The organism is Aeromicrobium phoceense, assembly GCF_013868155.1.
GTDB classification, from domain to species: domain Bacteria; phylum Actinomycetota; class Actinomycetes; order Propionibacteriales; family Nocardioidaceae; genus Aeromicrobium; species Aeromicrobium phoceense.
Map to the genome: position 1 here is coordinate 1 of NZ_JACEOG010000002.1, position 26,990 is coordinate 26,990.

Sequence of the window (26,990 nt, forward strand, 5' to 3'; positions counted from 1 at the left end):
CCGGCAACACCGAACTGTCCATCGTCATCGCCGGCGCCCGCCGCGACCTCGGACACCTCGACGCCGCCCTCCAAATCCTCGAATCCGAACCCCTCACCACCAAAGGCCGCGCCGACTGGGTCACCCGACTCCGCTACGCCTACGCCGACACCCTCCTCGCCGCCGGACGCAAAGACGAAGCCATCACCTGGTTCCACCGCGTCGCCGGCACCGACGCCAACAAACTCACCGACGTCGAGGAGCGGCTCGCCGCTCTCGAAGGCTGATCGTCCACAGCAGCTCCAGGGCCACGCGCGCCGTCCACAGGCTGCGCGCGGGCCCTGTCGTCGTTGTCCCCGAACGCGGGACGCTGGCGCCATGAACGACGCCGACAACCGGGTCCTGCTCCGCGGGCGCGTGGCCGATGCCGCCGAGACCCGGACCCTGCCCAGTGGGGACGAGCTCGTCTCCTTCCGACTCATCGTCGAGCGCAGCGCCGCCGCGCGGCGCCGGTCACGCCAGCTCGTCGACACCTTCGACTGCTCGGCCTGGACCTCCCGCCTCCGCGGCAAGGCCCTGCGCCTCAATCCCGGTGACCGCGTCGAGGTCAGCGGTGAGCTCCGCCGCCTCTTCTCCAGTAAGGGCGGCGGGGTGTCCAGCCGGGTCTACGTCGATCTCGGGTCCCTCACTCGGCTCCCCGAACCCCCGGTAGCCTCGAGCGCATGACGCTGGCAGCCACCGACACCCCACTCGTCGCGTCGCACGATGCGGTGCTGCTCGACCTCGACGGCGTGGTCTACCGCGGCGGTGAAGCGGTGCCGGGTGCCGTCGAGGCGCTCGGTGAGGTCAGCGAGGCGCGTCTGGCCTACCTCACGAACAACGCGAATCGCCCGCCCGAGGCGGTGGCCGACCACCTGGCCCGCCTCGGGCTCGCACCCTCGATCGAGGACATCGTCACCTCCGCGCAGGCGATCGCCGGGGTGATGTCCCACGACCTCGCTCCCGGTGCTGTCGTGCTGGCCGTCGGCGGAGACGGACTGCGCGAGGCCCTCCGGGCCCGCGGACTCGTGCCCACCGACGACCGGCACGCCGCCGGGCTCGCCGCCGTGGTCCAGGGCTACACGCCCGACCTGGGTTGGCGGGACCTCGCCGAGGCCGCCTACGCGGTGCAGTCGGGTCTGCCCTGGTACGCCAGCAACACCGACCTCACGATCCCGACCGCCGAGGGGATCGCGCCCGGGAACGGCGCCCTCGTCCACGCCGTCCGCCTGGCCACCGGGCAGGAGCCCGTCGTCGCGGGCAAGCCCTACGCGCCCTTGTTCGAGGAGACGATGGAGCGCCTCGCGCCCACCTCGCCGCTGATGGTGGGGGACCGGCTCGACACCGACATCCTCGGTGCTCGCCGCGCCGGCGTCACCTCCCTGTTCGTGCTCACGGGCGTCAACACCCTCACCGATGTGGTCAACGCCGTCGCGGACGAGCGCCCTGACTTCGTCGGGGCCGATCTGGCCGCTCTGCACGACCCCCACCCCGCCGTGGTCGTCTCCGGCGGGGCGGCCGAGTGCGGGGGTGCGCGGGTGGAGCTGCGCGACCGGACCCTCTCCGTCGTGACCAAGGGCACCTCCACCGAGACGCTCCGCGCGATCGTCGGACTCGGCTGGGCGTGCCGGGCCGAATCGGACGTACGGCTGAGTGTCGATGAGACAATCGACGCATGACCGCAGAACCCACCGCCGACGCCACCGTGCAGCCCGAGCCGGCCACGATCGAGGAGGCCGAGGCGCTGCTCGGCACGCTCGCCGATCTCGACGTCGCCGAGCACCCGCGGGTGTTCGAGGCGGTTCACCGGGTGCTGCGGGACCAGCTGGCCGGCTCGTCCGGGACCCGCGGGTGAGTCGGTGAGCCGCCGGGTGCGGCTCGACGCCGAGCTCGTGCGCCGTGGGCTCGCCAGGTCGCGGGACCACGCCGCGACGATCATCGGCGAGGGGCGCGTGCTGGTCGGCGGGAATGCCGCGACCAAGCCGGCCACCCAGATCACGACCGACCAAGCCATCGTCGTCCGCGAGGGCGACGACCCCGGCTGGGCGTCGCGCGGCGCCCACAAGCTGCTCGGGGCCCTCGAGGTCTTCGAGCCGCAGGGGCTGACCGTCCACGGGCGGCGCGCCCTCGACGCGGGAGCCTCCACCGGCGGCTTCACCGACGTCCTGCTGCGCCGCGAGGTGGCCGAGGTCGTCGCCGTCGACGTCGGCTACGGCCAGCTCGTCTGGGCGCTGCAGTCCGACCCTCGCGTCCGCGTCTTCGACCGCACCAACGTCCGCTCCATCGACACCGAGCTCATCGGCGGACCGGTCGACCTGGTCGTGTCCGACCTGTCGTTCATCTCGTTGACCATCGTGCTTCCGGCGCTCATGTCGGTGTGCCGTCCTGACGGCGACCTGGTCCTCATGGTCAAGCCACAGTTCGAGGTGGGGCGCGAGAACCTCGGCAAGAACGGCGTCGTCCGTGATCCCGACCTGCACGCCGCCGCGGTCCACGGCGTCACCACCGCGGCCTGGGCCGGTGGCTGGGGAACGCGTGCCCTCGCCCCCAGTCCGCTCCCTGGCCCCGCCGGGAATGTCGAGTACTTTTGTTGGCTGAGGGCCGACGCGCCGGCTCCGGACGAGGAGATGGCGCGAGCCGTCGTCGCGGCCGGACCCCTCGCCGCGCGACACCCGACGGAAGGAAGCGACTCATGAGGAGTGTGCTGCTCGCGGTCCACGCGCTGCGCAACGGCGCTCCCCGGATCGCCGCCGACTTCGCCGCGTCCCTCCAGGGGGCCGGGATCGAGGTCCGTGTCCTCGAGGGCGAGGAGGCCGAGGCGCTCGCCGGAGCCGGAGCCGTGGACCTGGTGACCGTCCCCGCGGAGCCGGGCGCCGCCCGCGACTGCGAGCTGACGGTCGTCTTCGGCGGCGACGGCACGATCCTGCGCGCGGCCGAGCTGTGCCGCGGCACCGGGACGCCCCTGCTCGGCGTCAACCTCGGACACGTCGGCTTCCTCGCCGAGGCCGACGAGGAGGACCTCGACCTGGTGGCCCGGCGGGTGATCGCTGGTGACCTCACGGTCGAGGAGCGCCTGACCGTCGACGTGCTGGTCCTGCAGGACGGCGAGGTCGTCGCCACGAACTGGGCGCTGAACGAGGCGTCCGTGGAGAAGGCCTCCCGCGAGCGGATGCTCGAGGTCGTCGTGGAGATCGACGGCCGTCCGGTGTCGAGGATGGGCTGCGACGGCGTCGTGTGCGCGACCCCCACCGGCTCGACCGCCTACAACTTCAGCGCTGGTGGTCCCGTCGTGTGGCCCGAGGTCTCGGCGCTGCTCATGGTGCCGATCAGCGCGCACGCCCTGTTCGCCCGTCCCATGGTGGTCTCGCCCGAGTCGACGCTCGCCGTCGAGGTGGTGGGCGCGTCGGCCACGGGTGTGCTGTGGTGCGACGGCCGGCGGGCCTCCGACCTGCCCCTCGGCGCTCGCGTGGAGGTGCGACGTGGTGTCGAGCCCGTGCGGCTCGCGCGGGTGCACCCGGCCTCCTTCGCCGACCGCCTCGTGCGCAAGTTCGAGCTGCCCGTGTCGGGGTGGCGCGGCTCGTCCGAGGCCTCCCGTCGGGCCGCGGGGGAGCGCTGATGTGGCACTCCCTTCGCCTCGCCTCGCTCGGCGTGATCGAGGAGGCCGAGCTCGACCTGGGCCCCGGCTTCACCGTCATCACCGGCGAGACCGGTGCCGGCAAGACCATGGTCGTCACGGCTCTGGGACTCCTGCGCGGTGAGCGCGCCGACTCGGCCCTCGTGCGCCGGGGCGCCGACCGGGCGCGCATCGAGGCGTCGGTCGTGGCCACGCCCGAGGTCACGGCGCTCGTCGAGGAGGCCGGCGGCCAGGTCGACGACGACCTCGTGCTGGCCCGGATCCTGACCAGCCAAGGGCGCAGTCGCGCGCTCGCCGGGGGCGCCACCGTTCCGGCCGGCCTGCTGTCCCGGCTGGCCGACTCGCTCGTCGCCGTGCACGGCCAGTCCGACCAGCAGCGTCTCGTCCGTCCCCAGGAGCAGCGCGGGGCGCTCGACCGCTACGCCGGAGCCGAGGTCTCCGACCTGCTCGCCGAGTACCAGCCCGACTACCAGCGCCTGCGCGACGTGAAGGCCCGGTTGCACGACCTGCGCACCCACGCGGGGGAGCGGCTGCAGCGGCTCGACCTGCTGCGGCACGCCCTCGACGAGATCGACGCGGTCGACCCGCAGCCCGGCGAGGACGAGGAGCTCGTCCAGCGCGAGAACCGGCTGGCGCACGCCGAGTCCCTGGCGGCGGCCGCCGCCGGCGCGTCGGTCGCGCTGTCGGAGGACGAGCACTCCGCGGCGGCCGCCCTCGCCGCCGCCCGGGCCGTGGTCGAGCCGGTGGCGGGGAACGCCCCCCGCCTCGAGGCGCTGGGCGACCGGCTCAAGCGGGCGGCGATCGATCTGACGGACATCGCCTCGGAGCTCGCGGCCTACGCCTCCGACGTCGATCTCGACCCGGCCGGCCTGGCCGCCGTCCAGGATCGTCGCGCGGCGCTGACGGCGCTGCAGCGCAGGTACGGTCCCGGGCTCGACGAGGTCATCGCGTGGGCGGACCGCGCCCGCGCGGAGGTCCTCGAGCTCGACCTCGACGACACCGCGATCGAGCGGCTGGAGGCCGAGGCCGACGCCGTGCGCACTCGCGTCGTCGCGCTCGCCGGCCGGCTCACCGCCGCCCGGACGAAGGCCGCCGAGCAGCTGGCCGAGGAGGTCGGGCGCGAGCTGGCCGACCTGGCCCTGCCGTCGGCCCACCTGGACATCCGGGTGGTGCCCGGCGACCCCGGTGCCCACGGAGCGGACGACGTCGAGATCTGGTTCGCCGCCAACAGCGGTGCGGAGCCGCGCCCCCTGGCCAGGGCCGCCAGCGGCGGTGAGCTCTCGCGCCTCATGCTCGCCATCGAGGTGGTGCTGGCCGGGCGCGACCCGGTGCCCACGCTCGTCTTCGACGAGGTCGACGCCGGCATCGGCGGCCGCACGGCCGTGGAGGTGGGCCGCCGGTTGGCGCGCCTGGCCAAGCACGCCCAGGTGATCGCCGTGACCCACCTGCCGCAGGTGGCCGCGTTCGCCGACGCCCACTTCGTGGTCAGCAAGTCCGACGACGGCACCGTCACCAGCAGCAGCGTGCTGCGCCTCGAGCACCAGGGGCGGGTCGACGAGCTGGCCCGGATGCTGGCCGGACTGGACGACTCGTCCGCCGCGCAGGAGCATGCGCGCGAGCTGCTCGAGCTCGCCAGCACTCCCTGAGTTCGTCACATTCGGGGCCGGACCGGCGTGTCGGGGGTGAATCCTCATGGAACGCAGGTTGCATGGAAGGCATCATGCCCATCTTGAAGCGCAAGCATCGCGACCTTCCCGAAGGCCCCGGCGTCGTCGGCCCGGCACGGTTGTGCCGCCACGGTGCCGACCTGTCGTCGGTGCGTTCGGGCGACGTCGTCGTCGTGGACGTCACCGATCTCGGTGCCGACACCGCCCAGGCGCTGGTGGAGAAGGGTGTCGCGGCCGTCCTGAACGTGTCCTCGTCCTCCACGGGGCGCTACCCCAACCTCGGGCCGCAGGTCCTGGCCGGTGCCGGCATCCCGCTGGTCGACCGGGTCGGCGAGTCCGTGTGGCAGACCCTGCGCAGCGGCGACGTCGTGCGCGTCGACGGCGGCGCGGTCCACCTCGGCGACACCGCGGTGGCCACCGGCGTCGAGATGACCGAGTCGCGCGTGCGCGACCAGCTGGACGAGGCCTCCTCGGGACTGTCGAGCCAGCTCGACTCGATCGTCACCAACGCCGCCGACACCCTGCGCCGCGACCGGGCCATGCTGCTCGAGGGCGCCGGGATCCCCGCCGTCTCGACCGACATGAAGGGCCGGCCCGTCGTGGTCGTGACCGACGGCCCCGACGCCGCCGGCGACCTCAAGTCGATCCGCTCGTTCGTGCGCGACCACGACCCGGTGCTCATCGGCGTGGCCGGCGGGGCCGAGCTGCTGATCTCCGCGGGCCTGCGTCCCCACCTGCTTGTCGGCCGTGGCGACGAGTTCTCCGGACGCATGATCGAGCGCTCCGGGGAGGTCGTTATCGTCTCGCCGTCGGGCCGGCTCGACCGTCCGGAGCAGTTCGAGGCCCACGGCCGCCAGCCCGTGATCTTCACCGCCACCGGCACGCCGGACAACCTCGCGGTGCTCCTGGCCGACCAGAACGAGGCCGCCGTCATCGTGCTCGTGGGCGGGCCGACGCGCCTCGTCGACCTCGTCGACGGGGACACCGCGGACGCCGCCGGCACCTTCATCGCCCGGCTCCGCGCCGGCTCGCGCGTCGTCGACGCCCAGGCCGTGCGCTGGTTCGCCCGCCAGCGCCTCAGCTGGTTCACGCCCCTGCTGCTGCTCGTCGCGGGCATCGTCGCCGTCGTGGCGGCGGTGGCCACCACCCCTCTCGGTCATGAGTGGCTCGCGCCCGTGGCCGATCGTGTCACCTCCTGGACCGAAGGACTTCTCCCGTGATCAACCTGCGCTACCACGTCATCTCCCTCGCGGCCGTGCTGCTGGCGCTCGCCGCCGGCATCGCCGTGGGCGCCGGTCTGCTCGACGAGAGCGACGCGGCCACGGTCTCGGACTCCTCCGACACCGCCGAGATCAGCCCCGCGCTCGCCGGCTTCGACGCCGGCTACGCGTCCATGACCGCTCCCAGCCTGCTCCGCGACAAGCTCAAGAACCGCACGGTCCTGCTGCTCACGACGCCCGGGGCGCGTGACAACGAGGTCGACTCGCTGATCGAGAACCTGACCACCGCCGGGGCACGCGTAACCGGCCAGGTCGAGCTCACCGGCAAGCTGCTCTCGCCGTCGAACCGCCAGTTCGCCGAGGGCGTGGCCACCCAGTCCGATCCCGACGCGGCCGCCGCCGAGAGCGACTACGGCAAGGTCGGTGCCGCCCTGGCCCGCGGCTACCTGACGCAGGGCGACGGCTCGCTCGACGAGACCGCCCGCACGATCCGCTCGGCCTTCACCGAAGGTGGCCTGCTCGACGCCGAGCAGGATCCCGAGGTCTCGGCGCAGCTCGTCCTGGTCGTCTCCGGCCCGGCGGGCGCGGCGGCAGGCGGCGAGGGCACGGTCGTGTCCAGCATGGTCGCCGGTCTCGACGCCGGCAGCCAGGGCGTGGCCGTCGTCGGCCCCGTCTCCTCCGGGGAGAACGGCGTCGTCAACGCCGTCCGCGGCAGCGACGCCGCGGCGAACGTCTCGACGATCGACGTCACCGACACCGGGACCGGCCGCGTCAACGCCGTGCTCGGCCTCGTCCGCGAGGCCGCGGGCCAGTCGGGCGCCTGGGGCACCTCGCGCGCGGCCGACGGCCCGGTCCCGAACTGAGTCGGACCACGCCGCCGGGTGGATGCGCCCGGATGGTCTCGGCCGCTGCGTCGCGATGGTAGGCTGGAGTTCCGTGGAACCCCGAGTCGAACCGATCCCGCGCGACGGTTCCTCGACCCCCGGACGCTGCCGCAGGCACCGCCCGGTTCCGCATCCGAACCGGACCCACGGGAGTCATGTTGGCAACTAACGCCGTCACCAAGCACGTTTTCGTCACCGGTGGAGTCGTGTCCTCCCTCGGCAAGGGCCTGACCGCCTCCAGCCTGGGCCGACTGCTCAAGTCACGCGGCCTGCGCGTCACGATGCAGAAGCTCGATCCGTACCTCAACGTGGACCCGGGCACGATGAACCCGTTCCAGCACGGTGAGGTCTTCGTCACCGACGACGGCGCCGAGACCGACCTCGACATCGGCCACTACGAGCGCTTCCTCGACGAGGACCTCGTCGGTCGCGCCAACGTGACGACCGGCCAGGTCTACTCCGACGTGATCGCCCGCGAGCGCCGCGGCGACTACCTCGGCGACACCGTGCAGGTCATCCCGCACATCACGAACGAGATCAAGGACCGGATGCTGTCGATGGGCGGCCCCGGCGTCGACGTGGTGATCCACGAGATCGGCGGCACGGTGGGCGACATCGAGAGCCAGCCGTTCCTGGAGTCGGCCCGCCAGGTCCGCCAGGAGGTGGGGCGCGGCAACGTCTTCTTCCTGCACGTCTCGCTCATCCCGTACATCGGTCCCGCCGGTGAGCTCAAGACGAAGCCCACGCAGCACTCGGTCGCGGCGCTGCGCTCGATCGGCATCCAGCCCGACGCGATCGTGTGCCGCTCCGACCGCCCCGTCCCGGCCGGCGTGAAGCGCAAGATCTCGCTCATGTGCGACGTCGACGAGGACGCGGTCGTCACGGCCATCGACGCCCCCTCGATCTACGACATCCCCAAGGTGCTGCACTCCGAGGGCCTGGACGCCTACGTCGTCCGCCGCCTCGACCTGCCGTTCCGTGACGTCGACTGGACCGAGTGGGACGCCCTGCTGCGCCGCGTGCACGACCCGGCCGAGGACGTCACGATCGCCCTCGTCGGCAAGTACATCGACCTGCCCGACGCCTACCTGTCGGTGGCCGAGGCGCTGCGCGCCGGTGGCTTCGCCAACGACGTGAAGGTCCACCTGCGGTGGGTCCCGTCGGACGAGTGCGCCACCGAGGCCGGCGCCGCCGAGCACCTCGGCGACGTCGACGGCATCTGCGTGCCCGGCGGGTTCGGCATCCGCGGCATCGAGGGCAAGCTCGGCGCCCTGACCTACGCGCGCAAGCAGCAGGTGCCCGTGCTGGGTCTGTGCCTGGGCCTGCAGTGCATGGTCATCGAGTACGCGCGCACCGAGCTGGGCATCGAGGACGCGAGCTCCTCGGAGTTCGACCCCTCCACCGAGCACCCCGTCATCGCGACGATGGCCGAGCAGCAGGAGTTCGTCGAGGGAGCGGGCGACCTGGGCGGCACCATGCGCCTGGGCCTGTACCCGGCCAGCCTCAAGCCCGGCAGCATCGTCAACGAGCTCTACGGCAGCGACAAGGTCGAGGAGCGTCACCGCCACCGGTACGAGGTCAACAACGCCTACCGCGAGCAGCTGGAGGAGGCGGGCCTGGTCTTCTCCGGGACGTCGCCCGACTCGACCCTGGTCGAGTTCGTCGAGCTGCCGCGCGAGGTGCACCCGTTCTACGTGGCCACGCAGGCGCACCCGGAGCTGCGGTCGCGTCCGACGCGCTCGCACCCGCTGTTCTCCGGCCTGATCGGGGCCTCGCTCAAGCGCAAGCTCGAGATGCGGCTGCCGGTCGAGGGCGCGTGACCGCCCATCCGCGGCTGCCGGGCCGGCTCGCGGAGCGCGTCGAGGCCGGCCCCGGCAGCTGGCCGCAGGTCGGCTCCGAGGTCGGGTTCCAGAACGGCTACCTGACGCTCACGGTCGACACGATCGAGGCGCCGGACGGCGACACGCACCCGCGGGTCGTCGTGCGGCCCCGCCGCGCCGTGGGCGTGGCCGCGGTCGACGAGGAGGGTCGGATCCTGCTCGTCGAGCAGTACCGCCACCCCATGGGCCGCCGGATGCTCGAGATCCCGGCCGGGCTGATGGACATCGAGGGCGAGGAGCCGCAGCAGACGGCCGCGCGCGAGCTCGCGGAGGAGACCGACCTCGTCGCCCGCGACTGGCGCGAGCTGGTGCAGATCGCGCCCACGGTCGGGTACTCGACCGAGACCATCACGATCTTCCAGGCCTCCGGGCTGGAGCCGGTCGCCGACACCGATCGCACCGAGCGCGAGGCCGAGGAGGCCGACATGGCGCACTGGTGGGTGAGTCCGGACGACGCCGTGGCGGCCTGCCTGGACGGCAGGATCACCGACGCCAAGAGCGTCGTCGCGATCCTCGCGGTGGCCCGGACGTGACCGACGGCGGTGCGGTCGAGCGGGTCGTGGCCGAGTACCTGTCCCACCTCGCGGTGGAACGCGGTCTCGCCGAGAACACGCTCGCGTCGTACCGCCGCGACCTGCGTCGCTACACCGAGTTCCTGCAGGGCGCGGGCGTCCCCGATCCCGCCTCGATCACCGAGGACCACGTCACGGCCTTCGCGGCCGCCCTGCGCGCCGGCGACGAGGACCACCAGGGCCTCGGCACGTCGAGCGTCGCGCGCACCGTCGTGGCGGTCCGCGGCTTCCACAAGTTCTGCCTGCGCGAGCAGCTCGTCACCAACGACGTCACGGCGGCCGTGCGACCGCCGCGGCCGGCGTCGCGGCTGCCCAAGGCACTCCCGCTGGAGGACGTCGAGGCGCTGCTGACGGCGGCGGGGGAGCCGGGCACGGCACTGGCCCTGCGCGACCGGGCGCTGCTGGAGATCCTCTACGGCACCGGCGCCCGCATCTCCGAGGCGGTGGGCCTCGACGTGGACGACATCGACCTCGAGCAGTCCTCCGTCCTGCTCACCGGCAAGGGCTCGAAGCAGCGGATCGTGCCGCTCGGCTCCTTCGCCCGCGACGCGATCGAGGCCTACCTCACGAAGGCCCGGCCCCACCTGACGTCGGCCGTCGGCAGCGGCCCCGCCGTGTTCCCCAACGCGCGCGGCGGCCGGCTGTCGCGCCAGCGCGCGGGGACCGTGCTGACCAAGGCCGCCCGCCGTGCCGGACTCACGGTCGACGTCTCGCCTCACACCCTGCGGCACTCCTTCGCCACCCACCTGCTCGACGGCGGCGCCGACGTGCGCGTGGTGCAGGAACTGCTCGGTCACGCCTCCGTGACGACCACCCAGATCTACACCCTCGTGACGATCGACAAGTTGCGCGAGACCTACGCGGCGTCCCATCCCCGGGCGCTGAAGTGAGCGGTACAGTGGCCGACATGCCCAGTTCGGAACTCGGACCCACCGGTCGCCCCCTCCCCGACCTCCCCGAACCCGGACCCCGCAGCACGCAGGCCCCTGCCGTCGTCCTGTCGATGTGCAACCAGAAGGGCGGCGTGGGCAAGACCACCACCACGATCAACCTCGGCGCCGCGCTGGCCGAGCTCGGCCGCCGCGTCCTGCTCGTCGACTTCGACCCGCAGGGCTCGATGACGGTCGGCCTGGGCTACAACGCCCACGAGATCGAGCAGAGCATCTACCACGTGCTGATGGACCGCGAGCTCTCGATGAAGGAGATCATCCTCGGCACCTCGGTCGAGAACCTCGACCTGGTCCCGGCGAACATCGACCTCTCGGCCGCCGAGATGCGTCTCGTCACCGAGGTGGGCCGCGAGCAGGTCCTGGCCCGCTCGCTGCGCGACGTGCGCCACGACTACGACGTCATCCTCATCGACTGCCAGCCCTCGCTGGGCCTGCTCACCGTGAACGCGCTGACCGCGTCCGACGGCGTGATCATCCCGCTCGAGTGCGAGTACTTCGCCCTGCGTGGCGTGGCGCTGCTCAACGAGACGATCGAGAAGGTCCGCGACCGCACGAACTTCGACCTGCGCGTCATCGGTCTGCTCGGCACGATGTTCGACGGCCGCACGCTGCACGGCCGAGAGGTGCTGCAGACGCTCGTCGACGGCTGGGGCGACTCGGTCTTCCACACCGTCATCCGGCGCACCGTGAAGTTCTCCGACTCCACCGTCGCGGGCGAGCCCATCACCGAGTACGCCTCCTCGTCGCCCGGCGCCGAGGCCTACCGCCAGTTGGCCAGGGAAGTGCTGCAGCGGTGTCCCGACGCGTGAACTTGCCGGGTGCGGACGAGCTGTTCAGGTCGACCGCCCCCAGCAGCCCCCGAAACGACGACGCCCCCGCCGTGCCCGCGTCCGGCAGCGGCCGGGTCAAGCACGACGAGAAGATGACGGTCTACCTGACCAGCGACGAGCTGCTCGCGATCGAGAAGGCACGCCTCGAGCTGCGATCGGTCCTCGGTCGCAAGGTCGACCGCGGCCGCCTCGTCCGCGCGGCGATCGCCGGTGCGCTGGCCGACCTGGAGACCCGCGGGGCCGACAGCGAGCTCGCCCGCCGGCTCGGCGAGGAATGAGCGCCGCGGTGTCCGTGACCGAACCGGCACCCGCGCAGGCGCCCGACGCCGGCTTCTCCGTCTCGCTGGGCAACTTCGAGGGCCCGTTCGACCTGCTGCTGCAGCTGATCTCCAAGCACCAGCTCGACATCACCGAGGTCGCCCTGTCGGTGGTCACCTCGGACTTCATCGCCTACACCCGCGAGCTCGAGGACGACCTCGAGCAGACGACGCACTTCCTGCTGATCGCGGCCACGCTGCTCGACCTCAAGACCGCCCGGCTGCTGCCGCAGGCCGAGGTCGAGGACGAGGAGGACCTGGCCCTGCTCGAGGCGCGCGACCTGCTCTTCGCGCGGCTCATGCAGTACCGCGCCTTCAAGACGGTCGCGGCGATCCTGGCCGAGCGCTTCGAGAACTCGCAGCTGCGCCACCCCCGCGCCGCGACGCTCGAGCCGCGCTTCGCGACGCTGCTGCCCGAGGTGGAGATCCGCGCGACCGCGCAGGACCTGGCCGAGCTCGCCGCCGGCGCGCTCGCGCCGAAGCTCCCGCCGCTGGTCTCGCTGACCCACCTGCACGCACCCGCCGTGAGCGTGCGCGAGCAGGCCCATCTCGTGGTCGACCGGCTGCGCCGCGAGGGGAGTCTGACCTTCCGGGCGATCGTCGCCGACGCGCCCGACGGGCAGACGAAGGTGGCGCGGTTCCTGTCGCTGCTGGAGCTGTTCCGCGAGGGCATGCTGTCGTTCGAGCAGGCCGTGCCCCTGGGTGAGCTGACGGTGCGCTGGACCGGCACCGACGACGGCGACATCGACGTGGGCGACGAGTTCGACGAGCCGACCCTGACCGACGAGGGCCTCGATGCGGCGCAGGACGCCCCGACGGCCGAACCCACCGGAAGTGACGATGACCGAGACTGACGACCAGCTGCCCGCCGAGCCCGACGCGGGGGAGTCCGCGGCCGACGAGCGGCCTCCGGTCGACCTGCGTCCCGCCCTCGAGGCGGTGCTGATGATCGCCGACGAGCCGTTGGACCACCTCGTGCTGGCCCAGGCAGTGGGGCACCCGCCGGCCGAGGTCGAGCAGGCGCTGCGCGACCTCGCGGACGAGTACACCGAGCAGGGTCGCGGCTTCGAGCTGCGCGAGCTCGCCGGTGGCTGGCGCTTCTACAGCCGCGAGGAGTACGCCGACGTCGTGTCCGCCTTCGTGCTGGAGGGCCAGCAGGCCAAGCTCAGCCAGGCGGCGCTGGAGACGCTCGCCGTGGTGGCGTACCGCCAGCCGGTCAGCCGCTCGCGCATCTCGGCCATCCGCGGCGTCAACGTGGACGGCGTGGTCCGCACGCTCGTCACCCGCGGGCTGATCGTCGAGCTCGGCAACGACGCCGAGTCGGGCGCGATCCTCTACGGGACGACCAACTACTTCCTCGAGCGCATGGGCCTGAGCGGGCTCGACGAGCTGCCGGAGCTGGCGCCGATGCTGCCCGACCTGGAGGACCTCGACAGCGAGCTCGAGCGCGTCGCGCAGCAGACCGCCGATCGTGAGGCACCCGTGGACGAGGCGCAGCCCACCGGCGACGACACGCAGCCGACCGGGGACGCCGATGTCTGAGGGGATCCGCCTGCAGAAGGTGCTGGCCTCGGCAGGCGTGGCCAGCCGGCGTCGCTGCGAGGAGCTGATGGCCACCGGCCGCGTCGAGGTGAACGGCGAGATCGTCACCCAGATGGGTGCCCGCGTCGACCCCGCGAACGACGTCATCCGCGTCGACGGCGCGCGCATCCCGCCGCCGTCCGACCACGCGTACGTCCTGCTCAACAAGCCGCGCGGCGTCGTGAGCTCGATGGCCGACGAGCAGGGCCGGCCCGACCTCTCGGGGCTGCTCGCCGATCGTGAGGACCGGCTCTTCCACGTGGGCCGGCTCGACACCGACACCTCGGGCCTGCTCATCCTCACGAACGACGGCGACCTCGCGCACCAGCTGGCGCACCCCTCGTTCGAGGTCACGAAGACCTACGTCGCGCTCGTGGAGGGCACGGTCGCCGCGGCGATCGGCCGCCAGCTGCTCGCGGGGGTGGAGCTCGACGACGGCGTCACCGCGGTCGACCGCTTCGTCGTGCGCGACCGCAGCCGCGGCCGCAGCCTCGTCGAGCTTGACCTGCACAGCGGCAAGAACCGCATCGTGCGCCGTCTCCTGGACGCCGTCGGTCACCCCGTGATCGAGCTCACCCGGACCGCGTTCGGGCCGCTGCGGCTGGGCGACCTGCGCTCCGGGGCGATGCGGGACCTGTCGCGCGAGGAGCTCGGAGCGCTCTTCGATAGCGTGGGGGCATGACCGCCGCCCTGCCCGATGCTGTCGTGCCCGGGCCGGTCCTGGTCATCGGCTGCGGCCTCATCGGCACCTCGGTGGCGCTCGGACTGCGCGATCTGGGCGTGCAGGTACATCTGCGGGACGCCCGTCCGTCGAACGTCGAGCTGGCCGCCTCCCTGGGCGCCGGGACGGCCGATCCGGTCGAGGTGCCGGCGCTGGTCGTCGTCGCCGTGCCGCCCGCCGCGGTCGTCGAGACCGCCCGGGCCGCGCTCGCCGAGTTTCCCTCCGCCGTTGTCACCGATGTGGCCAGCGTCAAGGGATCGGTCTGCGAGGCGCTCACCGACCCGCGCTTCGTCGGCGGTCACCCGATGGCCGGCAAGGAGCGCTCTGGCCCGATGGCCGCCTCGGCGCTGCTGTTCGAGGGCCGGGCCTGGGCCGTCGTGCCCGCCGACGGCACCGACCTCGGCGCGATCGCCCTGGTCGAGCAGGTGGCCACGGCCCTCGGCTCGGTCGTCCGCCGCATGGACGCCGCGTCCCACGACCGGGCCGTCGCGCTCGTCTCGCACGTGCCCCACCTGGTCTCGGCCCTGACCGCCGGACTGCTCACGCAGGCGGACGGCGACGACCTGGCGCTGGCCGGACAGGGCCTGCGCGACGTCATCCGGATCGCCGGCAGCGACCGGGGCCTGTGGGTCGACATCATCGGCAGCAACGCGGGCCAGGTCGGGGCCATCCTCGACGACCTCGCGGTCCGGCTCGACGACCTGCGGTCCGCGGTCCACCGTGCCGACGGCTCCGTGGCCGAGCACCTCGACCGCGGTCGCGCCGGCGTCGCCCGGGTTCCCGGCAAGCACGGCGAGCAGCCGGCCGCGCTCGCCAGCGTCTTCGTCTCCATCGACGACACTCCAGGCGAGCTGTCGCGGCTCTTCGCCGCGATCGGCGACGCGGGGGTCAACATCGAGGACATGCGCATCGACCACGAGCTCGGGCGCCTCGTCGGCGTCGTCGAGGTCGTGGTGCAGGCCGGCGTCGCCGAGCACCTGCACACCGCCCTGACCGAACGCGGCTGGGCCGCCTTCCGCTGAGGAGATCCATGACCGACGTCATCGCCATCGACGGGCCCTCGGGCTCGGGCAAGTCCAGCACCTCGCGGGGAGTGGCCTCGCGGCTGGGCTACGCCTACCTGGACACGGGTGCGATGTACCGCGCGATGACGTGGGCGCTGCTCCAGCGGGGCGTCGACGTGCACGATTCCGCGGCCGTGGCGGCCGCGTCGAGCGAGGTCGTGCTGACCTCCGGCACCGATCCCGAAAAGCCCACGATCGCCGCCGACGGGGTCGACGTCTCCGATCCGATCCGCGGCGACGCCGTCACCGCCGCGGTCAGCCCGGTCGCCACGGTCCCGGAGGTGCGGAGCCAGCTCGTCGCGCTGCAGCGCGCCGCCATCGCGCAGTCCACGGGCGGCATCGTGGTCGAGGGCCGCGACATCGGCACGGTCGTCGCGCCCGACGCCTCGCTGAAGATCTACCTCGTCGCCGACCCCGTGGCGCGCGCCCGCCGCCGCGCCCTGGAGCTGGGCGTGGAGGACGCCGAGGCGATGCGCGAGGCCCTCGCCCGGCGCGACGCGATCGACTCCAACCGCGCCGCCTCGCCACTGGCCCAGGCCGACGACGCCGTGGTCGTCGACGGCACCGACCTGAGCCTCGACGAGGTCATCGAGCGCATCGTGGCGCTCGCCCGCCCCTGAGGTTCGTCCCGGGACGCGAGGCGGATTGGAACGCGGCTGCCGGTTCTGGCAGAATGGGCGCTTGCGTCCGGAATCGGTGCGGCCCTCTCTCCCGCCGAGCCCGGCCCCTCGACCAAGACCGGGCATGCCCCACACGCCGGGTCCGCGTCACCACAGTTCGACACCTCAAGGAGACACCACACTCGTGGCAGTCAAGATTCGCCTCAAGCGGATGGGCAAGATCCGCACGCCGTTCTACCGCATCGTCGTTGCCGACAGCCGCACCAAGCGTGACGGCCGCGTCATCGAGGAGATCGGCACGTACAACCCCAAGACCGATCCGTCGACCATCAACGTCGACTCCGATCGCGCCCAGTACTGGCTCGGCGTCGGCGCGCAGCCGACCGAGGCCGTCGCGGCGATCCTCAAGCTCACCGGTGACATCGGTGGCGAGTCGACCCTCAAGCAGCCCGAGCCCAAGGCCGACAAGGCCGAGCTCTTCAACGCCGCGCTGAAGGACCTGCACGCCGAGCCCAAGAAGTCGGCCACCACCAAGGCCAAGAAGTCCGAGGAGCCCAAGGCCGAGGAGACCCCGGCCGAGGAGCCCAAGGCTGAGGAGCCCAAGGCCGAGGAGTCCCCGGCCGAGGACACGAAGGCCGACGAGGCCTGATCATGGCCGCTCCCATGCAGGAGGTCGTCGAGCACCTCGTCGCCGGCATCGTCGACAACCCCGACGAGGTATCGGTCCGCGCCAAGCAGACCCGGCGCGGCGAGCTGTTCGAGGTTCGGGTCAACCCGACCGACCTCGGCAAGGTCATCGGTCGCCAGGGCCGCACGGCCACGGCGATCCGCACCGTCGCATCGGCCATCGCCGGTGCCGACGGCGCGCGGATCGACTTCGTGGACGTCGACCGGCGTCGCTGAGCCGACCATGCGCGTCGTCGTCGGCCGGATCGGCCGTGCCCACGGCATCCGCGGCGACCTCTCCGTCGATCCCAGGACCGACGAGCCCGAACGGCGTTTCGCCGTGGGCTCGTCGGTCCTGTGTCGTGACGGGGAGCTGACCATCACCTCCAGCCGTCCCCACTCGGGCAAGTGGCTGGTCCACTTCGCGGAGGTTCCCGACCGCACCGCGGCCGAGCGGTTCCACGGCGCGGTCCTCGCGGTCGAGGTCGATCCCGACGAGGTCCCCGAGGACGACGACGCCTTCTACGACCACCAGCTCGTCGGGCTGACCGTCACGGTCGGCGGCACGTCGCGCGGTCGCGTCCTCGACGTGATGCACCTGCCCGCCCACGACTCCCTGCTGGTCGAGGTCGACGGGCGACGCGTCCAGGTGCCGTTCGTCGAGGCGCTCGTGCCCGAGGTCGACCTCGAGGCCGGCACCGTCACGATCGAGGACCGCCCGGGGCTGCTGAACCCCGAGGAAGCGGACGAGGTGCGCTAGTGCGCATCGACGCCCTCTCGATCTTCCCCGACTACTTCGCTCCGCTGGAGCTGTCCCTGCCGGGCAAGGCGCGCCGCGCCGGCCTGGTCGACTTCCACGCGCACGACCTGCGCGACTGGGCCCACGACCGTCACCGCACGGTCGACGACACGCCCTACGGCGGTGGCGCCGGCATGGTGATGAAGCCCGAGCCGTGGGGCGAGGCCCTGGACACCGTCTGCACCGACGCGGCGGTCGTCATCGTCCCGAGCCCTTCGGGGGCTCCGTTCACGCACGCCGAGGCGGTGCGGCTGTCCGGCGCCGAGCAGCTCGTGTTCGCGTGCGGGCGCTACGAGGGCATCGACCAGCGCGTGCTCGACCACGCCGCCACCCGCTGGCAGGTCCGCGAGATCTCCCTGGGCGACTTCGTCGTCAACGGGGGAGAGGTCGCTGCCCTGGCGATCATCGAGGCGGTCGTGCGGCTGCTGCCCGGCTTCATGGGCAACCCCGAGAGCCTCGCGGAGGAGTCGCACGCCGACGGCCTCCTGGAGTACCCCGTCTACACCAAGCCCGCCTCGTGGCGCGGGCTCGACGTCCCGCCGATCCTCCTGTCGGGCGATCACGGGCGGATCGCGGACTGGCGGCGGGAGCAGTCCCGCCTGCGCACGCAGCAGCGTCGTCCCGATTTAACACGCGACCTCAGTGAGTAACACGTTCGTAACGGCTCCGGCGGCCCTCCGTAATCGGCCTTGAGCAGGATCGTTGCAGCGCCGCGGCAAGGGAGCTCGGGCGCAGCACACGTGAACTACCTACTGCGAAGAGGTTGATATGGAACCCGGGACGATCTGGCTGCTCATCTGCGCGGCCCTAGTGCTTTTCATGACGCCCGGTCTGGCGTTCTTCTACGGCGGACTCGTCAAGGCCCAGAGCGTCATCTCGATGATGATGCTCAGCTTCGGTGCGATGGGCCTGGTCTTCGTGCTGTGGATCCTCTACGGCTACAACATGGGCTCGGCCGGCTCGTCCGACCTCATCGACGGCTGGCTCGCCAACCCCTTCTCCGACTTCGCCCTGCAGGACCTGGCCACCGGTGACGGCGCCGCCGGTCTCGCCGGCGTGGCGTTCGGCTCCACGTTCGCCGTGATCACGACCGCGCTGATCTCGGGCGCCGTCGCGGACCGTGCGCGCTTCTTCCCCTGGATGCTCTTCTCCGGCCTGTGGGCCACGATCGTCTACTTCCCGTCGCAGGGTTGGGTCTGGGGCTTCGACGACGAAGGTCTGACGGGCTGGATCGGCACGCTCACCATCGGTGACGCCGTCCCGATCGACTGGGCCGGTGGCACGGTCGTCCACATCAGCGCCGGCGCCGCGGCGTTCGCCCTGGCCCTCGTGCTCGGCAAGCGCACGGTCGGCTTCAGCAAGGAGGCCGCCGAGCCGCACAACGTCCCGCTGGTCCTCATCGGTGCCGCCATCCTGTGGTTCGGCTGGTTCGGCTTCAACACCGGCGCGGCGACCGAGAGCGGCCTGGGTGCGCTCATCTTCCTGAACACGATCGCCGCTCCGGCGGCCGGCGTCCTGGGCTACATCGTCGTCGAGCACTTCAAGGACGGGAAGCCGACCGCGGTCGGCGCCGCCTCGGGCATCGTCGCCGGTCTCGTCGCGATCACTCCCTCGGCCGCCAACCTGACGCCGTTCTGGGCGATCGTCCTGGGCCTCCTGGCCGGTGCGGTCTGCTGCTTCGCGATCGACCTCAAGTACAAGCTCGGCTACGACGACTCGCTCGACGTGGTCGGCCTGCACCTGGTCGCCGGCTTCATCGGCTGCCTGTACCTGGGCTTCTTCGCCACGGACACGGGCCTGTTCACCGGTGGCAACATCGACCAGCTGATCGCCCAGATCATCCCGTCGGTGTTCGTCGCGGCCTACTCCTTCGCCGTCGCCTTCGGCCTCGGCAAGGCGATCGACGCCACGGTCGGCTTCCGCGTGACCGAGGACGAGGAGGTCGCCGGCCTGGACAACGTCCTGCACGGCGGCGCCGCGTACAAGTTCGACTGACCGAGGGCCGAGGGCGCTCGCGCCCGACCGCTCGAGGTGGTTGAGGTGCGAGGCGCTCTGCGCCGAAGCCTCGAAGCCCGGCCGCCGAACAGCAGCCTTACAGCGCCCCGTCCCCGATTTCTCCGGGGGCGGGGCGCTGTGGCATCATGGACTGTTGGTGCAGGACGGCTCTGCCACGAGGGAGCTTCCACGCAGCACCACCCGAAACTTCGAGCAACACCGACATTCCGCAGGTGACTTGTGGCACCCGGCGAGGAGAGACCATGACGAACGTCATCGACCAGATCGCAGCGCAGAGCAAGCGTGACGACATCCCGCAGTTCCGTGCCGGCGACACCCTCAAGGTGCACGTCAACATCGTCGAGGGCAACCGCTCCCGTGTGCAGCTGTTCCAGGGCGTCTGCATCAAGGTGCAGGGCTCGGGCATCGGCCGCACGTTCACCGTCCGCAAGGTGAGCTTCGGCGTCGGCGTCGAGCGTACGTTCCCGGTCCACTCGCCGGTCATCGAGAAGATCGAGGTCGCCACCCGTGGCGACGTCCGTCGCGCCAAGCTGTACTACCTGCGCAACCTGCGCGGCAAGGCCGCCAAGATCAAGGAGAAGCGCGAGATCTGATCTCGACCGCTCCGCGACGACCCCGCACCCTCATGGGTGCGGGGTCGTGGCATGTCCGGGGCTAGGATCCCGGGGTGACCGACGAGCCCCGAGCCCAGCGCCGGCGCCGGCCGTGGTGGCTCTCCGCGATGGTCTACGTGTCCGCGACGCTCGCGCTCGCGCTGGCCGTGACGACGTTCGTCGTCCAGCCCTTCGTCATCCCCTCGAGCTCGATGGTCCCGGCCCTGGCGAAGGGCGACCGCATCCTCGTGCAGAAGTGGACCTATCGCGGCGGTGAGCCCCAGCGGGGCGACGTGGTCGTGTTCCGGGACCCGGGCGGGTGGCTGGGCGAGCTCGACGACCCGTCCGCGTTCCAGCGCGGCCTGCGCGCCGTCGGCCTCGCTCCGCAGGGCGGCTACCTCGTGAAGCGCGTCGTCGGCGTGGCCGGCGACGAGGTGCGCTGCTGCGACGAGGCGGGCCGCCCCCTCGTCAACGGGCACGCGATCGACGAGCCGTACCTGGCCGACGTGAGTGCGAACGCGGCGCGGACGTTCCAGGCGACGGTGCCGCGCGGCATGCTCTGGGTCGAGGGGGACAACCGGGGCGACTCACGCGACTCCCGGGCCATGCAGGACGAGCCCGGCGAGGGCTTCGTCCCCGCCGATTCGGTCGTCGGCCGGGTCTGGGCGCGGGCCTGGCCGACCGATCGGACCGGGCCCCTCCGACCGACCGACGCGTTCGCCGACGTGCCGTCGCCCTGACCCGACACCGATGCGCGGTTCGCCCGGGGCCAGCCGGTAGGCTCATCGGGTGTCCGAGGAGAAACGTCAACTGCCGCTGTGGCAGGAGTCCCTCCTCCTCGTGGCGACAGCCCTCGTCCTGGCGCTGATCGTCAAGACCTTCTTCTTCCAGGCCTTCTACATCCCGTCGGACTCGATGGTCCCGACGATGGTCAAGAACGACAAGCTGCTCGTGCAGAAGTGGTCCTACTGGAGCGGTGGGCCCGAGCGCGGCGACATCGTCGTCTTCCGCGATCCCGGCAACTGGCTCGGACCCGACGTCGACGAGTCGTCGAACGCCGTCCAGCGCGGTCTCGAGCTGGTCGGGCTGTTCCCATCGGGCGGGCACCTCATCAAGCGCGTCATCGGCACCGGCGGCGACCGCGTGGTCTGCTGCGACGCCGAGGGCCGCACCACGGTCAACGGCGAGCCGATCGACGAGCCTTACCTGGCCGACCCGTCGGTCAACGCCGACCAGACCTTCGACGTGAAGGTCCCGAAGGGCTACCTGTGGGTCCAGGGCGACAACCGCGGCAACTCGGCCGACTCGCGGGCCCACCTCGGCGAGCCCGGGGGAGGATTCATCGCTGACGAGGACGTGGTCGGCAAGGCATGGTTGAGGGTGTGGCCGCTCAACCGCTTCGGCACGATCGAGGGCACCGACGCGTTCGACGAGGTCCCGTGAGCCCGGCGCCTTCGCTGCGCGTCGAGCGCCAGCTCCTGCGCGCGGGGCGCACCGCCCTGGCCTGCAGCGACGAGGTCGGTCGCGGCGCCCTGAGCGGGCCCGTCACGATCGGCATGGTCCTGGTGACCGAGCAGACCCGCACGGCGCCGCAGGGCGTGCGCGACAGCAAGCTGCTCACCCCCGCGGCGCGCGAGGCGCTGGTGCCGAAGATCCGCCGGTGGGCGCCCGTCCACGGCGTCGGCCACGCGAGCCCTGCCGAGATCGACCAGTACGGGATCATCGCCGCGATGCGGCTGGCCGGCCACCGAGCGCTCGCGCAGCTGACGGTGCGCCCCGACGCGGTGCTGCTCGACGGCAACCACGACTACCTGAGCGTGCCCGAGCAGTCGGCCCTCTTCGGCCCGCCCGACCTGTCCGACGACGTGCCGCCGGTGACCACGATGATCAAGGCCGACCTGCGCTGCGCCGCGGTCGCCGCTGCCAGCATCCTGGCCAAGACGACCCGTGACGCCCTGATGGTCGAGCTCGCCTTGCAGCATCCTCAGTACGGCTGGGAGCTCAACAAGGGATACTCGGCACCGGAGCACATCGCGGCCCTCGCGCAGCACGGTCCGTCGGTCCATCACCGGCGCTCGTGGTCGCTGCCGGGCTGCGGGTCCGGGACGACGGTCGAGATCGACGAGACGCGAGAGGTGGTGGCCGGATGAGCGCCGAGGATCTCGAGCGGTACGAGAACGAGATGGAGCTCTCGCTCTACCGCGAGTACCGCGACGTCGTCGGCATCTTCAAGTACGTCGTCGAGACCGACCGCCGCCTGTACCTGTGCAACGCGGTCGACGTGAAGGTGCGCTCCGAGTCCGGTGACGCCTACTTCGAGGTGACGATGGCCGACGCCTGGGTCTGGGACATCTACCGTCCCGCGCGCTTCGCCAAGAACGTCAAGGTGCTGACGTTCAAGGACGTGAACGTCGAGGAGCTGCAGGACTCCGACGTCAAGCTGCCACCGGCCTGACCGGCGATGACGCCCGATCCCGCCGTGTCCCGCGACGGAGCGCGGACGTTCGCGCACGTCCTGGTCAACACCCTCGTCGCCAACGTCACCACGAGCTTCCTGTGGTTCGCGCTGACCTTCTGGGTCTACCTGGAGACGCGCTCGGTCCTGGCCACCGGCGTCGTCGGCGGCGCCTACATGCTCATGCTGGCGCTGTTCGCGATGCTGTTCGGCACGCTCGTCGACCGCCATCGCAAGCGCGACGTGCTGGTCGGGTCGAGCCTCGCCACGGCGGCGTCCTTCCTGGTCGCCGGTGTGCTCTACGCCGTGCTGGGACCCGGGGCGATCGTCGACATGACCGGTCCGTGGTTCTGGCTCTTCTCGGGCATCGTCCTGTTCGGCTCGGTCGTGGAGAGCCTGCGCAACATCGCGCTGTCGACCCTGGTGACCCTGCTCATCCCGGCCGACCGCCGTGACCGGGCGAACGGGCTGGTCGGCACGGTGCAGGGCCTGGCGTTCATCGTCACCAGCGTCTTCAGCGGGCTCGCGATCGGCCAGCTCGGCATGGGGTGGACGCTCGTCATCGCCAACGTCCTCACGGTGTGCACGGTCGTTCACCTGCTCTTCGTGCGGATCGCGGAGGAGCAGCCGGCCGCCGGCGAGGACGGGAAGCGCCCGACGGTCGACGTCCGGGGAGCCCTCGCCGCGATCGCGCTGGTGCCGGGGCTGTTCGCGCTCATCATCCTCACGACGTTCAACAACCTCGTCTCGGGCGTGTTCATCGCGCTCGTCGACCCCTACGGGCTGACGCTCTTCACCGTCGAGGAGTGGGGCCTGGTCTTCGGCGTGGCGTCCACGGGCTTCATCCTCGGCGGTCTCGTGATCGCCCGGTGGGGCCTGGGCGCCAACCCGCTCCGCACGATGCTGTGGGTGCTGGCCGCGATGGGCGTGATCAACGCGACCTTCACGCTGCGCGAGTCGGCCTGGCTGTGCATCGCTGGGATCTGGCTGTTCCTGCTGATCGTGCCCGCCGTGGAGGCGGCCGAGCAGACCGTGATCCAGCGCGTCGTGCCGTTCACCAGCCAAGGACGGGTCTTCGGGTTCGCCCAGGCCTTCGAGGCGGCTGCGGCTCCCGTCACCGCCTTCCTCGTCGCCCCCATCGCGGAGTTCTGGGTGATCCCGATGATGGAGTCCGAGGCCGGCGCGCAGCGGTGGGCGTGGCTGGTGGGGTACGGCGACGCGCGCGGCATCGCGCTGATCTTCTTCTTCGCCGGACTGGTGATGGTGGTGATCTCCCTGGCGGCGTTCGGGACGCGCTCCTACCGCGTGCTGTCCGACCGCTACCGCGACGACGCGGTGTCCGGCGTGACCGCGGGCTGACGCTCGTCCACAGGCCGCGGCGGCCGGCCGGCGTCGTCCACAGGCCTGCCGCGGGACCTTCTCCCCGGCGCTGTGGGCCGGGAGGCTCGACCCATGACCTACGCGCGCAACCAGGCCCTCGGCGCCTACGGCGAACGGATCGCCGCCGACCACCTGCGAAGCCTCGGGATGGTGATCCTCGCCCGCAACTGGACCTGCCAGCACGGAGAGATCGACATCGTCGCGCGCGACGGCGACACCCTCGTGGTGTGCGAGGTCAAGACCCGCACCAGCACCACCCACGGCACGGCCCTGGAGTCGGTGTCCGATCGCAAGGTCACGATCCTGCGCCGGTCGCTGGCGCGCTGGCTCGACGTCCACGGCGTGAGCCCCGACGGCGTGCGCATCGACGTCGTCACGGTGTGGGTCCCGCGCAGCGGGGGTCCGCGGGTCGAGCGGATCGCGGGGGTGGCGTGATGGCCGCCGTGCACTCGATCGCGCTCGACGGCCTCACGGGACGGCCGGTCGAGGTGGAGGTCGACATCGCCTCGGGGCTCTCGGCCACCGTGGTGGTCGGACTGGCGGACGCCACGGTCAGCGAGGCCCGCAACCGGGTGCGGTCGGCGGTGGTGAATTCGGGGACCTCGTGGCCCGACACCCGCGTCACGATCAACCTTGCGCCGTCCAGCCTGCCCAAGAGCGGTCCCCACTACGACCTGGCCATGGGGCTCGGAGTGTTCGCGGCGAAGGCCGTGGTCCCGGTCGAGACGTTGGCGGGCACCGTCTTCCTCGGCGAGCTGGCCCTCGACGGTCGCCTGCGGCCCGTGCGCGGCGTCCTGCCCGCCACCCTCGCCGCAGCCGAAGCCGGCTTCGAGCGCGTCGTGGTCCCCGAGTCGAACGTGAACGAGGCGCGGCTGGTGCCGTCGATCGCGGTGGTCGGCGTGCGGTCGTTGCGCCAGGTCGTCGCGATGCTGCGCGGCGAGGAGGAGCCCGAGGATCCGCCCGTGCCGCCGTTGAGCGAGGCGGGGGACGGCTGGAGCGGGGTGGCGCCCAGCGGCGAGCTGGACCTCACCGACGTCGTCGGCCAGGACGACGCGTGCCTGGCCACGGTGATCGCCGCCAGTGGTGGTCACCACCTGCTGCTCACGGGCCCGCCCGGCGTCGGCAAGACGATGCTCGCGCAGCGCCTGCCCGCGCTGCTGCCCGACCTGGACCCGAACGACTCGCTCGAGGTCAGTGCCCTGCACTCCCTCGCCGGAGTCCTTCCGTCGGACCTGCCGATGCTGGTGCGACCGCCGTTCCTCGAGCCGCACCACACCGCCAGTGCCGCCGCGGTGGTCGGTGGCGGCAGCCGGGTGGTGCGGCCCGGCGCAATGTCGCTGGCCCACCACGGCGTGCTCTTCCTCGACGAGGCGCCCGAGTTCGCGAGCAACGTCCTCGAGGCCCTGAGGCAGCCGCTGGAGAGCGGGCAGGTGGTGGTGTCACGGGCCGCGCAGACGGCCGTGTTCCCCGCACGATTCCAGCTGGTCCTCGCCACGAATCCGTGCCCGTGCGGTCACGCCGGCTCGGTGATGCAGCGGTGCGAGTGCCCTGCGGCCACGCGGCGGCGCTACGCCGACCGGCTGTCCGGACCGATCCGCGACCGCATCGACATCCACCGCACCCTGGTGGAGCCGTCGCGTCGCGATCTCGCGCACGGGCTGATCGCCCGGCCCAGCACCGGAGAGCTGGCCGAGCGGGTGGCACAGGCTCGTCACCGCCAGCGACGGCGCCTCGTGGACACGCCCTGGCGCGTCAACGCGGCCGTGCCGGGGGTGGAGCTGCGCAAGGTCTGGCCCGCCCACGACGACGGCAGCCGGTTGCTCGAGCAGCAGGTGCGCGGGCACAAGGTCACCCCGCGATCGGCCGATCGCGTGCTGCGGCTCGCGTGGAGCATCGCCGACCTCTGCGGGCACGACCGGCCCACGATCGACGACGTGCAGGCCGCGCTCGACCTGCGACGGGGCAGTGCCATCGGCGGCGAGCTCCTCGGCCTGCTGGGGGCGGCATGACCCGGAGTCAGTCCCGCACCCGACTGCTGCTCTCGCTCGTGGTCGAGGCCGGCGACCCCCGCCTCGTGGCCTGGCGCGAGCGATGCGACCCCGTCGAGCTCTGGCACGCGGTCGTCCGGGGCGGTCCCGAGATCCCCGGGCCGTGGCACGAGGCCGCCGCGGAGGCCCCGCGCCGAGCCGATCAGGCGCTGCGGAGGGCGGAGGAGGCCGGCGGTCGCTGGGTCGTCCCCGGCTCGTCGGCGTGGCCCGTGGCCCTCGACGACCTCGACCAGATCGACGGCATCGGTCAGGTGGCCGGCGCCCCGCTCGGGCTCTGGGTGCGCGGCGGCGGCGACCTGTCCTCGATCGCGGCCGCGCCGGTGGCCGTGGTCGGCGCGCGGGGCTGCACGACCTACGGGGCCGAGGCCGCCAGCGACATCGCCGCCGACTGTGCCGACCAGGGCCACGCCGTCGTCAGTGGCGCGGCGTTCGGGATCGACGCCTGCGCCCACCGCGGGGCCCTGCTCGCGGGTGGGCCCACGGTGGCGGTGCTGGCGTGCGGCGTCGACGTCGACTACCCCAAGGCCCACGCGGCCCTGCTGCGCCGCATCGGCGAGGAGGGACTGGTGATCAGCGAGTTCGCGCCCGGTGCCGAGCCGCAACGTCACCGCTTCCTGGTGCGCAACCGGCTCATCGCAGCGTTGAGCGTCGGCGTGGTGGTCGTCGAGGCGGCCCGCCGCAGCGGGTCCCTCAACACCCTGCACTGGGCCGACCAGCTGGGGCGCACCACGATGGTCGTGCCCGGTCCGATCACGTCGCAGGCCTCGTGCGGCACCCACCTCGCGGTTCGCGACGGCAAGGCGCTGCTGGTCACCTCCGGCCGTGACGTCGTGGCCGACACCTTCGGCGTCATCGACGCCGACGTGCCGGCGATCAGCCCGGCGGCGCGGCGGGTCTGGCTGCGGCTCGGAGCCGAGCCGCAACCGGCCGAGCAGGTGGCGGCCGCGCTGCGCCTCAGCCCCGTCCCGGTGCTGCGCGCGCTGCGCGAGCTCGAGCGTCACGCGGTGGTCGTGGGCGACGGGAACGGGTGGCGTCGCGACCGGGTCCCCGGTGGCGCGCAGGGGGTAGGTTGAAC

Annotated in this window: 32 protein-coding genes and 1 pseudogene; all 33 read left to right on the plus strand. The window is 72.2% G+C overall.

Going from position 1 to position 26,990, the window contains the following annotated elements:
- Window positions 1–266 (plus strand): annotated as a pseudogene (locus tag H1W00_RS13145) (tetratricopeptide repeat protein); the annotation flags it as partial.
- A gap of 91 nt (window positions 267–357) precedes the next feature.
- Window positions 358–705: a single-stranded DNA-binding protein gene (locus tag H1W00_RS13150; protein ID WP_181756301.1), complete on the plus strand. Its 348-nt coding sequence runs from the start codon at window positions 358–360 to the stop codon at window positions 703–705.
- On the plus strand, window positions 702–1,697 hold the full coding sequence (locus H1W00_RS13155) for an HAD-IIA family hydrolase (RefSeq protein ID WP_181756302.1): 996 nt from the start codon (window positions 702–704) through the stop codon (window positions 1,695–1,697). The genes H1W00_RS13150 and H1W00_RS13155 overlap by 4 nt, the downstream gene beginning before the upstream one ends.
- Complete coding sequence (locus H1W00_RS13160) at window positions 1,694–1,873, plus strand: hypothetical protein (protein ID WP_181756303.1); 180 nt, start codon at window positions 1,694–1,696, stop codon at window positions 1,871–1,873. Before H1W00_RS13155 ends, H1W00_RS13160 begins: the two co-directional genes overlap by 4 nt.
- 4 nt (window positions 1,874–1,877) lie before the next feature.
- The gene (locus H1W00_RS13165; protein WP_181756304.1) at window positions 1,878–2,714 is read left to right on the plus strand and encodes a TlyA family rRNA (cytidine-2'-O)-methyltransferase; all 837 of its coding nucleotides are present in this window, start codon (window positions 1,878–1,880) and stop codon (window positions 2,712–2,714) included.
- Window positions 2,711–3,634 carry an NAD kinase gene (locus H1W00_RS13170; RefSeq protein WP_181756305.1) on the plus strand — a complete coding sequence of 308 codons (924 nt, stop codon included), beginning with the start codon at window positions 2,711–2,713 and terminating at the stop codon, window positions 3,632–3,634. Before H1W00_RS13165 ends, H1W00_RS13170 begins: the two co-directional genes overlap by 4 nt.
- Window positions 3,634–5,298 (plus strand): DNA repair protein RecN, encoded by a 1,665-nt coding sequence (gene recN, locus H1W00_RS13175; protein ID WP_181756306.1) that lies wholly within the window; start codon window positions 3,634–3,636, stop codon window positions 5,296–5,298. Before H1W00_RS13170 ends, recN begins: the two co-directional genes overlap by 1 nt.
- A 74-nt stretch (window positions 5,299–5,372) precedes the next feature.
- Window positions 5,373–6,539 (plus strand): putative cytokinetic ring protein SteA, encoded by a 1,167-nt coding sequence (steA, locus tag H1W00_RS13180; protein ID WP_181756307.1) that lies wholly within the window; start codon window positions 5,373–5,375, stop codon window positions 6,537–6,539.
- Complete coding sequence (locus H1W00_RS13185; protein ID WP_181756308.1) at window positions 6,536–7,402, plus strand: copper transporter; 867 nt, start codon at window positions 6,536–6,538, stop codon at window positions 7,400–7,402. Before steA ends, H1W00_RS13185 begins: the two co-directional genes overlap by 4 nt.
- A gap of 176 nt (window positions 7,403–7,578) precedes the next feature.
- Window positions 7,579–9,243: a CTP synthase gene (locus H1W00_RS13190; protein ID WP_181756309.1), complete on the plus strand. Its 1,665-nt coding sequence runs from the start codon at window positions 7,579–7,581 to the stop codon at window positions 9,241–9,243.
- The gene (locus tag H1W00_RS16635) at window positions 9,240–9,836 is read left to right on the plus strand and encodes an NUDIX domain-containing protein (protein ID WP_206680077.1); all 597 of its coding nucleotides are present in this window, start codon (window positions 9,240–9,242) and stop codon (window positions 9,834–9,836) included. The genes H1W00_RS13190 and H1W00_RS16635 overlap by 4 nt, the downstream gene beginning before the upstream one ends.
- Window positions 9,833–10,765: a site-specific tyrosine recombinase XerD gene (gene xerD, locus H1W00_RS13200; RefSeq protein ID WP_338072906.1), complete on the plus strand. Its 933-nt coding sequence runs from the start codon at window positions 9,833–9,835 to the stop codon at window positions 10,763–10,765. Before H1W00_RS16635 ends, xerD begins: the two co-directional genes overlap by 4 nt.
- Before the next feature lie 17 nt (window positions 10,766–10,782).
- On the plus strand, window positions 10,783–11,634 hold the full coding sequence (locus tag H1W00_RS13205; protein ID WP_181756310.1) for a ParA family protein: 852 nt from the start codon (window positions 10,783–10,785) through the stop codon (window positions 11,632–11,634).
- Window positions 11,619–11,933 carry a hypothetical protein gene (locus H1W00_RS13210; RefSeq protein ID WP_181756311.1) on the plus strand — a complete coding sequence of 105 codons (315 nt, stop codon included), beginning with the start codon at window positions 11,619–11,621 and terminating at the stop codon, window positions 11,931–11,933. The genes H1W00_RS13205 and H1W00_RS13210 overlap by 16 nt, the downstream gene beginning before the upstream one ends.
- A 14-nt stretch (window positions 11,934–11,947) precedes the next feature.
- Complete coding sequence (locus tag H1W00_RS13215) at window positions 11,948–12,826, plus strand: segregation and condensation protein A (protein WP_376785935.1); 879 nt, start codon at window positions 11,948–11,950, stop codon at window positions 12,824–12,826.
- Window positions 12,813–13,514 (plus strand): SMC-Scp complex subunit ScpB, encoded by a 702-nt coding sequence (scpB, locus tag H1W00_RS13220; protein WP_181756313.1) that lies wholly within the window; start codon window positions 12,813–12,815, stop codon window positions 13,512–13,514. Before H1W00_RS13215 ends, scpB begins: the two co-directional genes overlap by 14 nt.
- A complete protein-coding gene (locus tag H1W00_RS13225; protein ID WP_181756314.1) occupies window positions 13,507–14,235 on the plus strand; it encodes a pseudouridine synthase in 729 nt (242 codons plus the stop codon). Before scpB ends, H1W00_RS13225 begins: the two co-directional genes overlap by 8 nt.
- Entirely contained in the window at window positions 14,232–15,296 is a 1,065-nt protein-coding gene (locus H1W00_RS13230) for a prephenate dehydrogenase (RefSeq protein WP_181756315.1), read from the plus strand. The genes H1W00_RS13225 and H1W00_RS13230 overlap by 4 nt, the downstream gene beginning before the upstream one ends.
- A gap of 8 nt (window positions 15,297–15,304) precedes the next feature.
- Window positions 15,305–15,958, plus strand: a complete 654-nt coding sequence (gene cmk / locus H1W00_RS13235) for a (d)CMP kinase (protein ID WP_181756316.1) — start codon at window positions 15,305–15,307, stop codon at window positions 15,956–15,958.
- Between the two features lie 184 nt (window positions 15,959–16,142).
- Entirely contained in the window at window positions 16,143–16,607 is a 465-nt protein-coding gene (gene rpsP / locus H1W00_RS13240) for a 30S ribosomal protein S16 (RefSeq protein ID WP_181756317.1), read from the plus strand.
- A 2-nt stretch (window positions 16,608–16,609) separates the two neighbouring features.
- On the plus strand, window positions 16,610–16,861 hold the full coding sequence (locus H1W00_RS13245; RefSeq protein ID WP_181756318.1) for an RNA-binding protein: 252 nt from the start codon (window positions 16,610–16,612) through the stop codon (window positions 16,859–16,861).
- Window positions 16,862–16,868: 7 nt separating this feature from the next.
- Window positions 16,869–17,384 carry a ribosome maturation factor RimM gene (gene rimM, locus H1W00_RS13250; RefSeq protein ID WP_181756319.1) on the plus strand — a complete coding sequence of 172 codons (516 nt, stop codon included), beginning with the start codon at window positions 16,869–16,871 and terminating at the stop codon, window positions 17,382–17,384.
- A complete protein-coding gene (trmD, locus tag H1W00_RS13255; RefSeq protein WP_181756320.1) occupies window positions 17,384–18,073 on the plus strand; it encodes a tRNA (guanosine(37)-N1)-methyltransferase TrmD in 690 nt (229 codons plus the stop codon). Before rimM ends, trmD begins: the two co-directional genes overlap by 1 nt.
- A gap of 118 nt (window positions 18,074–18,191) precedes the next feature.
- The gene (locus H1W00_RS13260) at window positions 18,192–19,418 is read left to right on the plus strand and encodes an ammonium transporter (RefSeq protein ID WP_181756321.1); all 1,227 of its coding nucleotides are present in this window, start codon (window positions 18,192–18,194) and stop codon (window positions 19,416–19,418) included.
- A gap of 263 nt (window positions 19,419–19,681) precedes the next feature.
- On the plus strand, window positions 19,682–20,032 hold the full coding sequence (gene rplS, locus H1W00_RS13265) for a 50S ribosomal protein L19 (RefSeq protein WP_181756322.1): 351 nt from the start codon (window positions 19,682–19,684) through the stop codon (window positions 20,030–20,032).
- A gap of 74 nt (window positions 20,033–20,106) precedes the next feature.
- Window positions 20,107–20,772 carry a signal peptidase I gene (gene lepB, locus H1W00_RS13270; protein WP_181756323.1) on the plus strand — a complete coding sequence of 222 codons (666 nt, stop codon included), beginning with the start codon at window positions 20,107–20,109 and terminating at the stop codon, window positions 20,770–20,772.
- A 49-nt stretch (window positions 20,773–20,821) separates the two neighbouring features.
- Entirely contained in the window at window positions 20,822–21,475 is a 654-nt protein-coding gene (gene lepB / locus H1W00_RS13275) for a signal peptidase I (protein WP_181756324.1), read from the plus strand.
- The gene (locus H1W00_RS13280) at window positions 21,472–22,182 is read left to right on the plus strand and encodes a ribonuclease HII (RefSeq protein ID WP_338072907.1); all 711 of its coding nucleotides are present in this window, start codon (window positions 21,472–21,474) and stop codon (window positions 22,180–22,182) included. The genes lepB (H1W00_RS13275) and H1W00_RS13280 overlap by 4 nt, the downstream gene beginning before the upstream one ends.
- Entirely contained in the window at window positions 22,179–22,487 is a 309-nt protein-coding gene (locus tag H1W00_RS13285; RefSeq protein ID WP_078700258.1) for a DUF2469 domain-containing protein, read from the plus strand. The genes H1W00_RS13280 and H1W00_RS13285 overlap by 4 nt, the downstream gene beginning before the upstream one ends.
- Before the next feature lie 6 nt (window positions 22,488–22,493).
- Window positions 22,494–23,846 carry an MFS transporter gene (locus tag H1W00_RS13290; RefSeq protein WP_181756326.1) on the plus strand — a complete coding sequence of 451 codons (1,353 nt, stop codon included), beginning with the start codon at window positions 22,494–22,496 and terminating at the stop codon, window positions 23,844–23,846.
- A 93-nt stretch (window positions 23,847–23,939) separates the two neighbouring features.
- Window positions 23,940–24,302 (plus strand): YraN family protein, encoded by a 363-nt coding sequence (locus tag H1W00_RS13295; protein WP_181756327.1) that lies wholly within the window; start codon window positions 23,940–23,942, stop codon window positions 24,300–24,302.
- Window positions 24,302–25,876, plus strand: coding sequence for a YifB family Mg chelatase-like AAA ATPase (locus H1W00_RS13300; protein ID WP_181756328.1), 1,575 nt, complete (start codon window positions 24,302–24,304; stop codon window positions 25,874–25,876). Before H1W00_RS13295 ends, H1W00_RS13300 begins: the two co-directional genes overlap by 1 nt.
- Complete coding sequence (gene dprA, locus H1W00_RS13305) at window positions 25,873–26,988, plus strand: DNA-processing protein DprA (protein ID WP_206680078.1); 1,116 nt, start codon at window positions 25,873–25,875, stop codon at window positions 26,986–26,988. Before H1W00_RS13300 ends, dprA begins: the two co-directional genes overlap by 4 nt.
- Window positions 26,989–26,990: the final 2 nt, after the last annotated feature.

Bases quoted from the DNA above. Each gene is read 5' to 3' on its own strand.
- steA (WP_181756307.1), top strand. From the start codon at position 5,373: ATGCCCATCTTGAAGCGCAAGCATCGCGACCTTCCCGAAGGCCCCGGC.
- dprA (WP_206680078.1), top strand. From the start codon at position 25,873: ATGACCCGGAGTCAGTCCCGCACCCGACTGCTGCTCTCGCTCGTGGTC.
- cmk (WP_181756316.1), top strand. From the start codon at position 15,305: ATGACCGACGTCATCGCCATCGACGGGCCCTCGGGCTCGGGCAAGTCC.
- H1W00_RS13160 (WP_181756303.1), top strand. From the start codon at position 1,694: ATGACCGCAGAACCCACCGCCGACGCCACCGTGCAGCCCGAGCCGGCC.
- H1W00_RS13170 (WP_181756305.1), top strand. From the start codon at position 2,711: ATGAGGAGTGTGCTGCTCGCGGTCCACGCGCTGCGCAACGGCGCTCCC.
- H1W00_RS13245 (WP_181756318.1), top strand. From the start codon at position 16,610: ATGGCCGCTCCCATGCAGGAGGTCGTCGAGCACCTCGTCGCCGGCATC.
- H1W00_RS13285 (WP_078700258.1), top strand. From the start codon at position 22,179: ATGAGCGCCGAGGATCTCGAGCGGTACGAGAACGAGATGGAGCTCTCG.
- H1W00_RS13190 (WP_181756309.1), top strand. From the start codon at position 7,579: ATGTTGGCAACTAACGCCGTCACCAAGCACGTTTTCGTCACCGGTGGA.
- H1W00_RS13295 (WP_181756327.1), top strand. From the start codon at position 23,940: ATGACCTACGCGCGCAACCAGGCCCTCGGCGCCTACGGCGAACGGATC.
- H1W00_RS13225 (WP_181756314.1), top strand. From the start codon at position 13,507: ATGTCTGAGGGGATCCGCCTGCAGAAGGTGCTGGCCTCGGCAGGCGTG.
- H1W00_RS13260 (WP_181756321.1), top strand. From the start codon at position 18,192: ATGGAACCCGGGACGATCTGGCTGCTCATCTGCGCGGCCCTAGTGCTT.
- H1W00_RS13155 (WP_181756302.1), top strand. From the start codon at position 702: ATGACGCTGGCAGCCACCGACACCCCACTCGTCGCGTCGCACGATGCG.
- H1W00_RS13205 (WP_181756310.1), top strand. From the start codon at position 10,783: ATGCCCAGTTCGGAACTCGGACCCACCGGTCGCCCCCTCCCCGACCTC.
- H1W00_RS13150 (WP_181756301.1), top strand. From the start codon at position 358: ATGAACGACGCCGACAACCGGGTCCTGCTCCGCGGGCGCGTGGCCGAT.
- scpB (WP_181756313.1), top strand. From the start codon at position 12,813: ATGACCGAGACTGACGACCAGCTGCCCGCCGAGCCCGACGCGGGGGAG.
- H1W00_RS13300 (WP_181756328.1), top strand. From the start codon at position 24,302: ATGGCCGCCGTGCACTCGATCGCGCTCGACGGCCTCACGGGACGGCCG.
- H1W00_RS13230 (WP_181756315.1), top strand. From the start codon at position 14,232: ATGACCGCCGCCCTGCCCGATGCTGTCGTGCCCGGGCCGGTCCTGGTC.
- rimM (WP_181756319.1), top strand. From the start codon at position 16,869: ATGCGCGTCGTCGTCGGCCGGATCGGCCGTGCCCACGGCATCCGCGGC.
- recN (WP_181756306.1), top strand. From the start codon at position 3,634: ATGTGGCACTCCCTTCGCCTCGCCTCGCTCGGCGTGATCGAGGAGGCC.
- rplS (WP_181756322.1), top strand. From the start codon at position 19,682: ATGACGAACGTCATCGACCAGATCGCAGCGCAGAGCAAGCGTGACGAC.
- H1W00_RS13290 (WP_181756326.1), top strand. From the start codon at position 22,494: ATGACGCCCGATCCCGCCGTGTCCCGCGACGGAGCGCGGACGTTCGCG.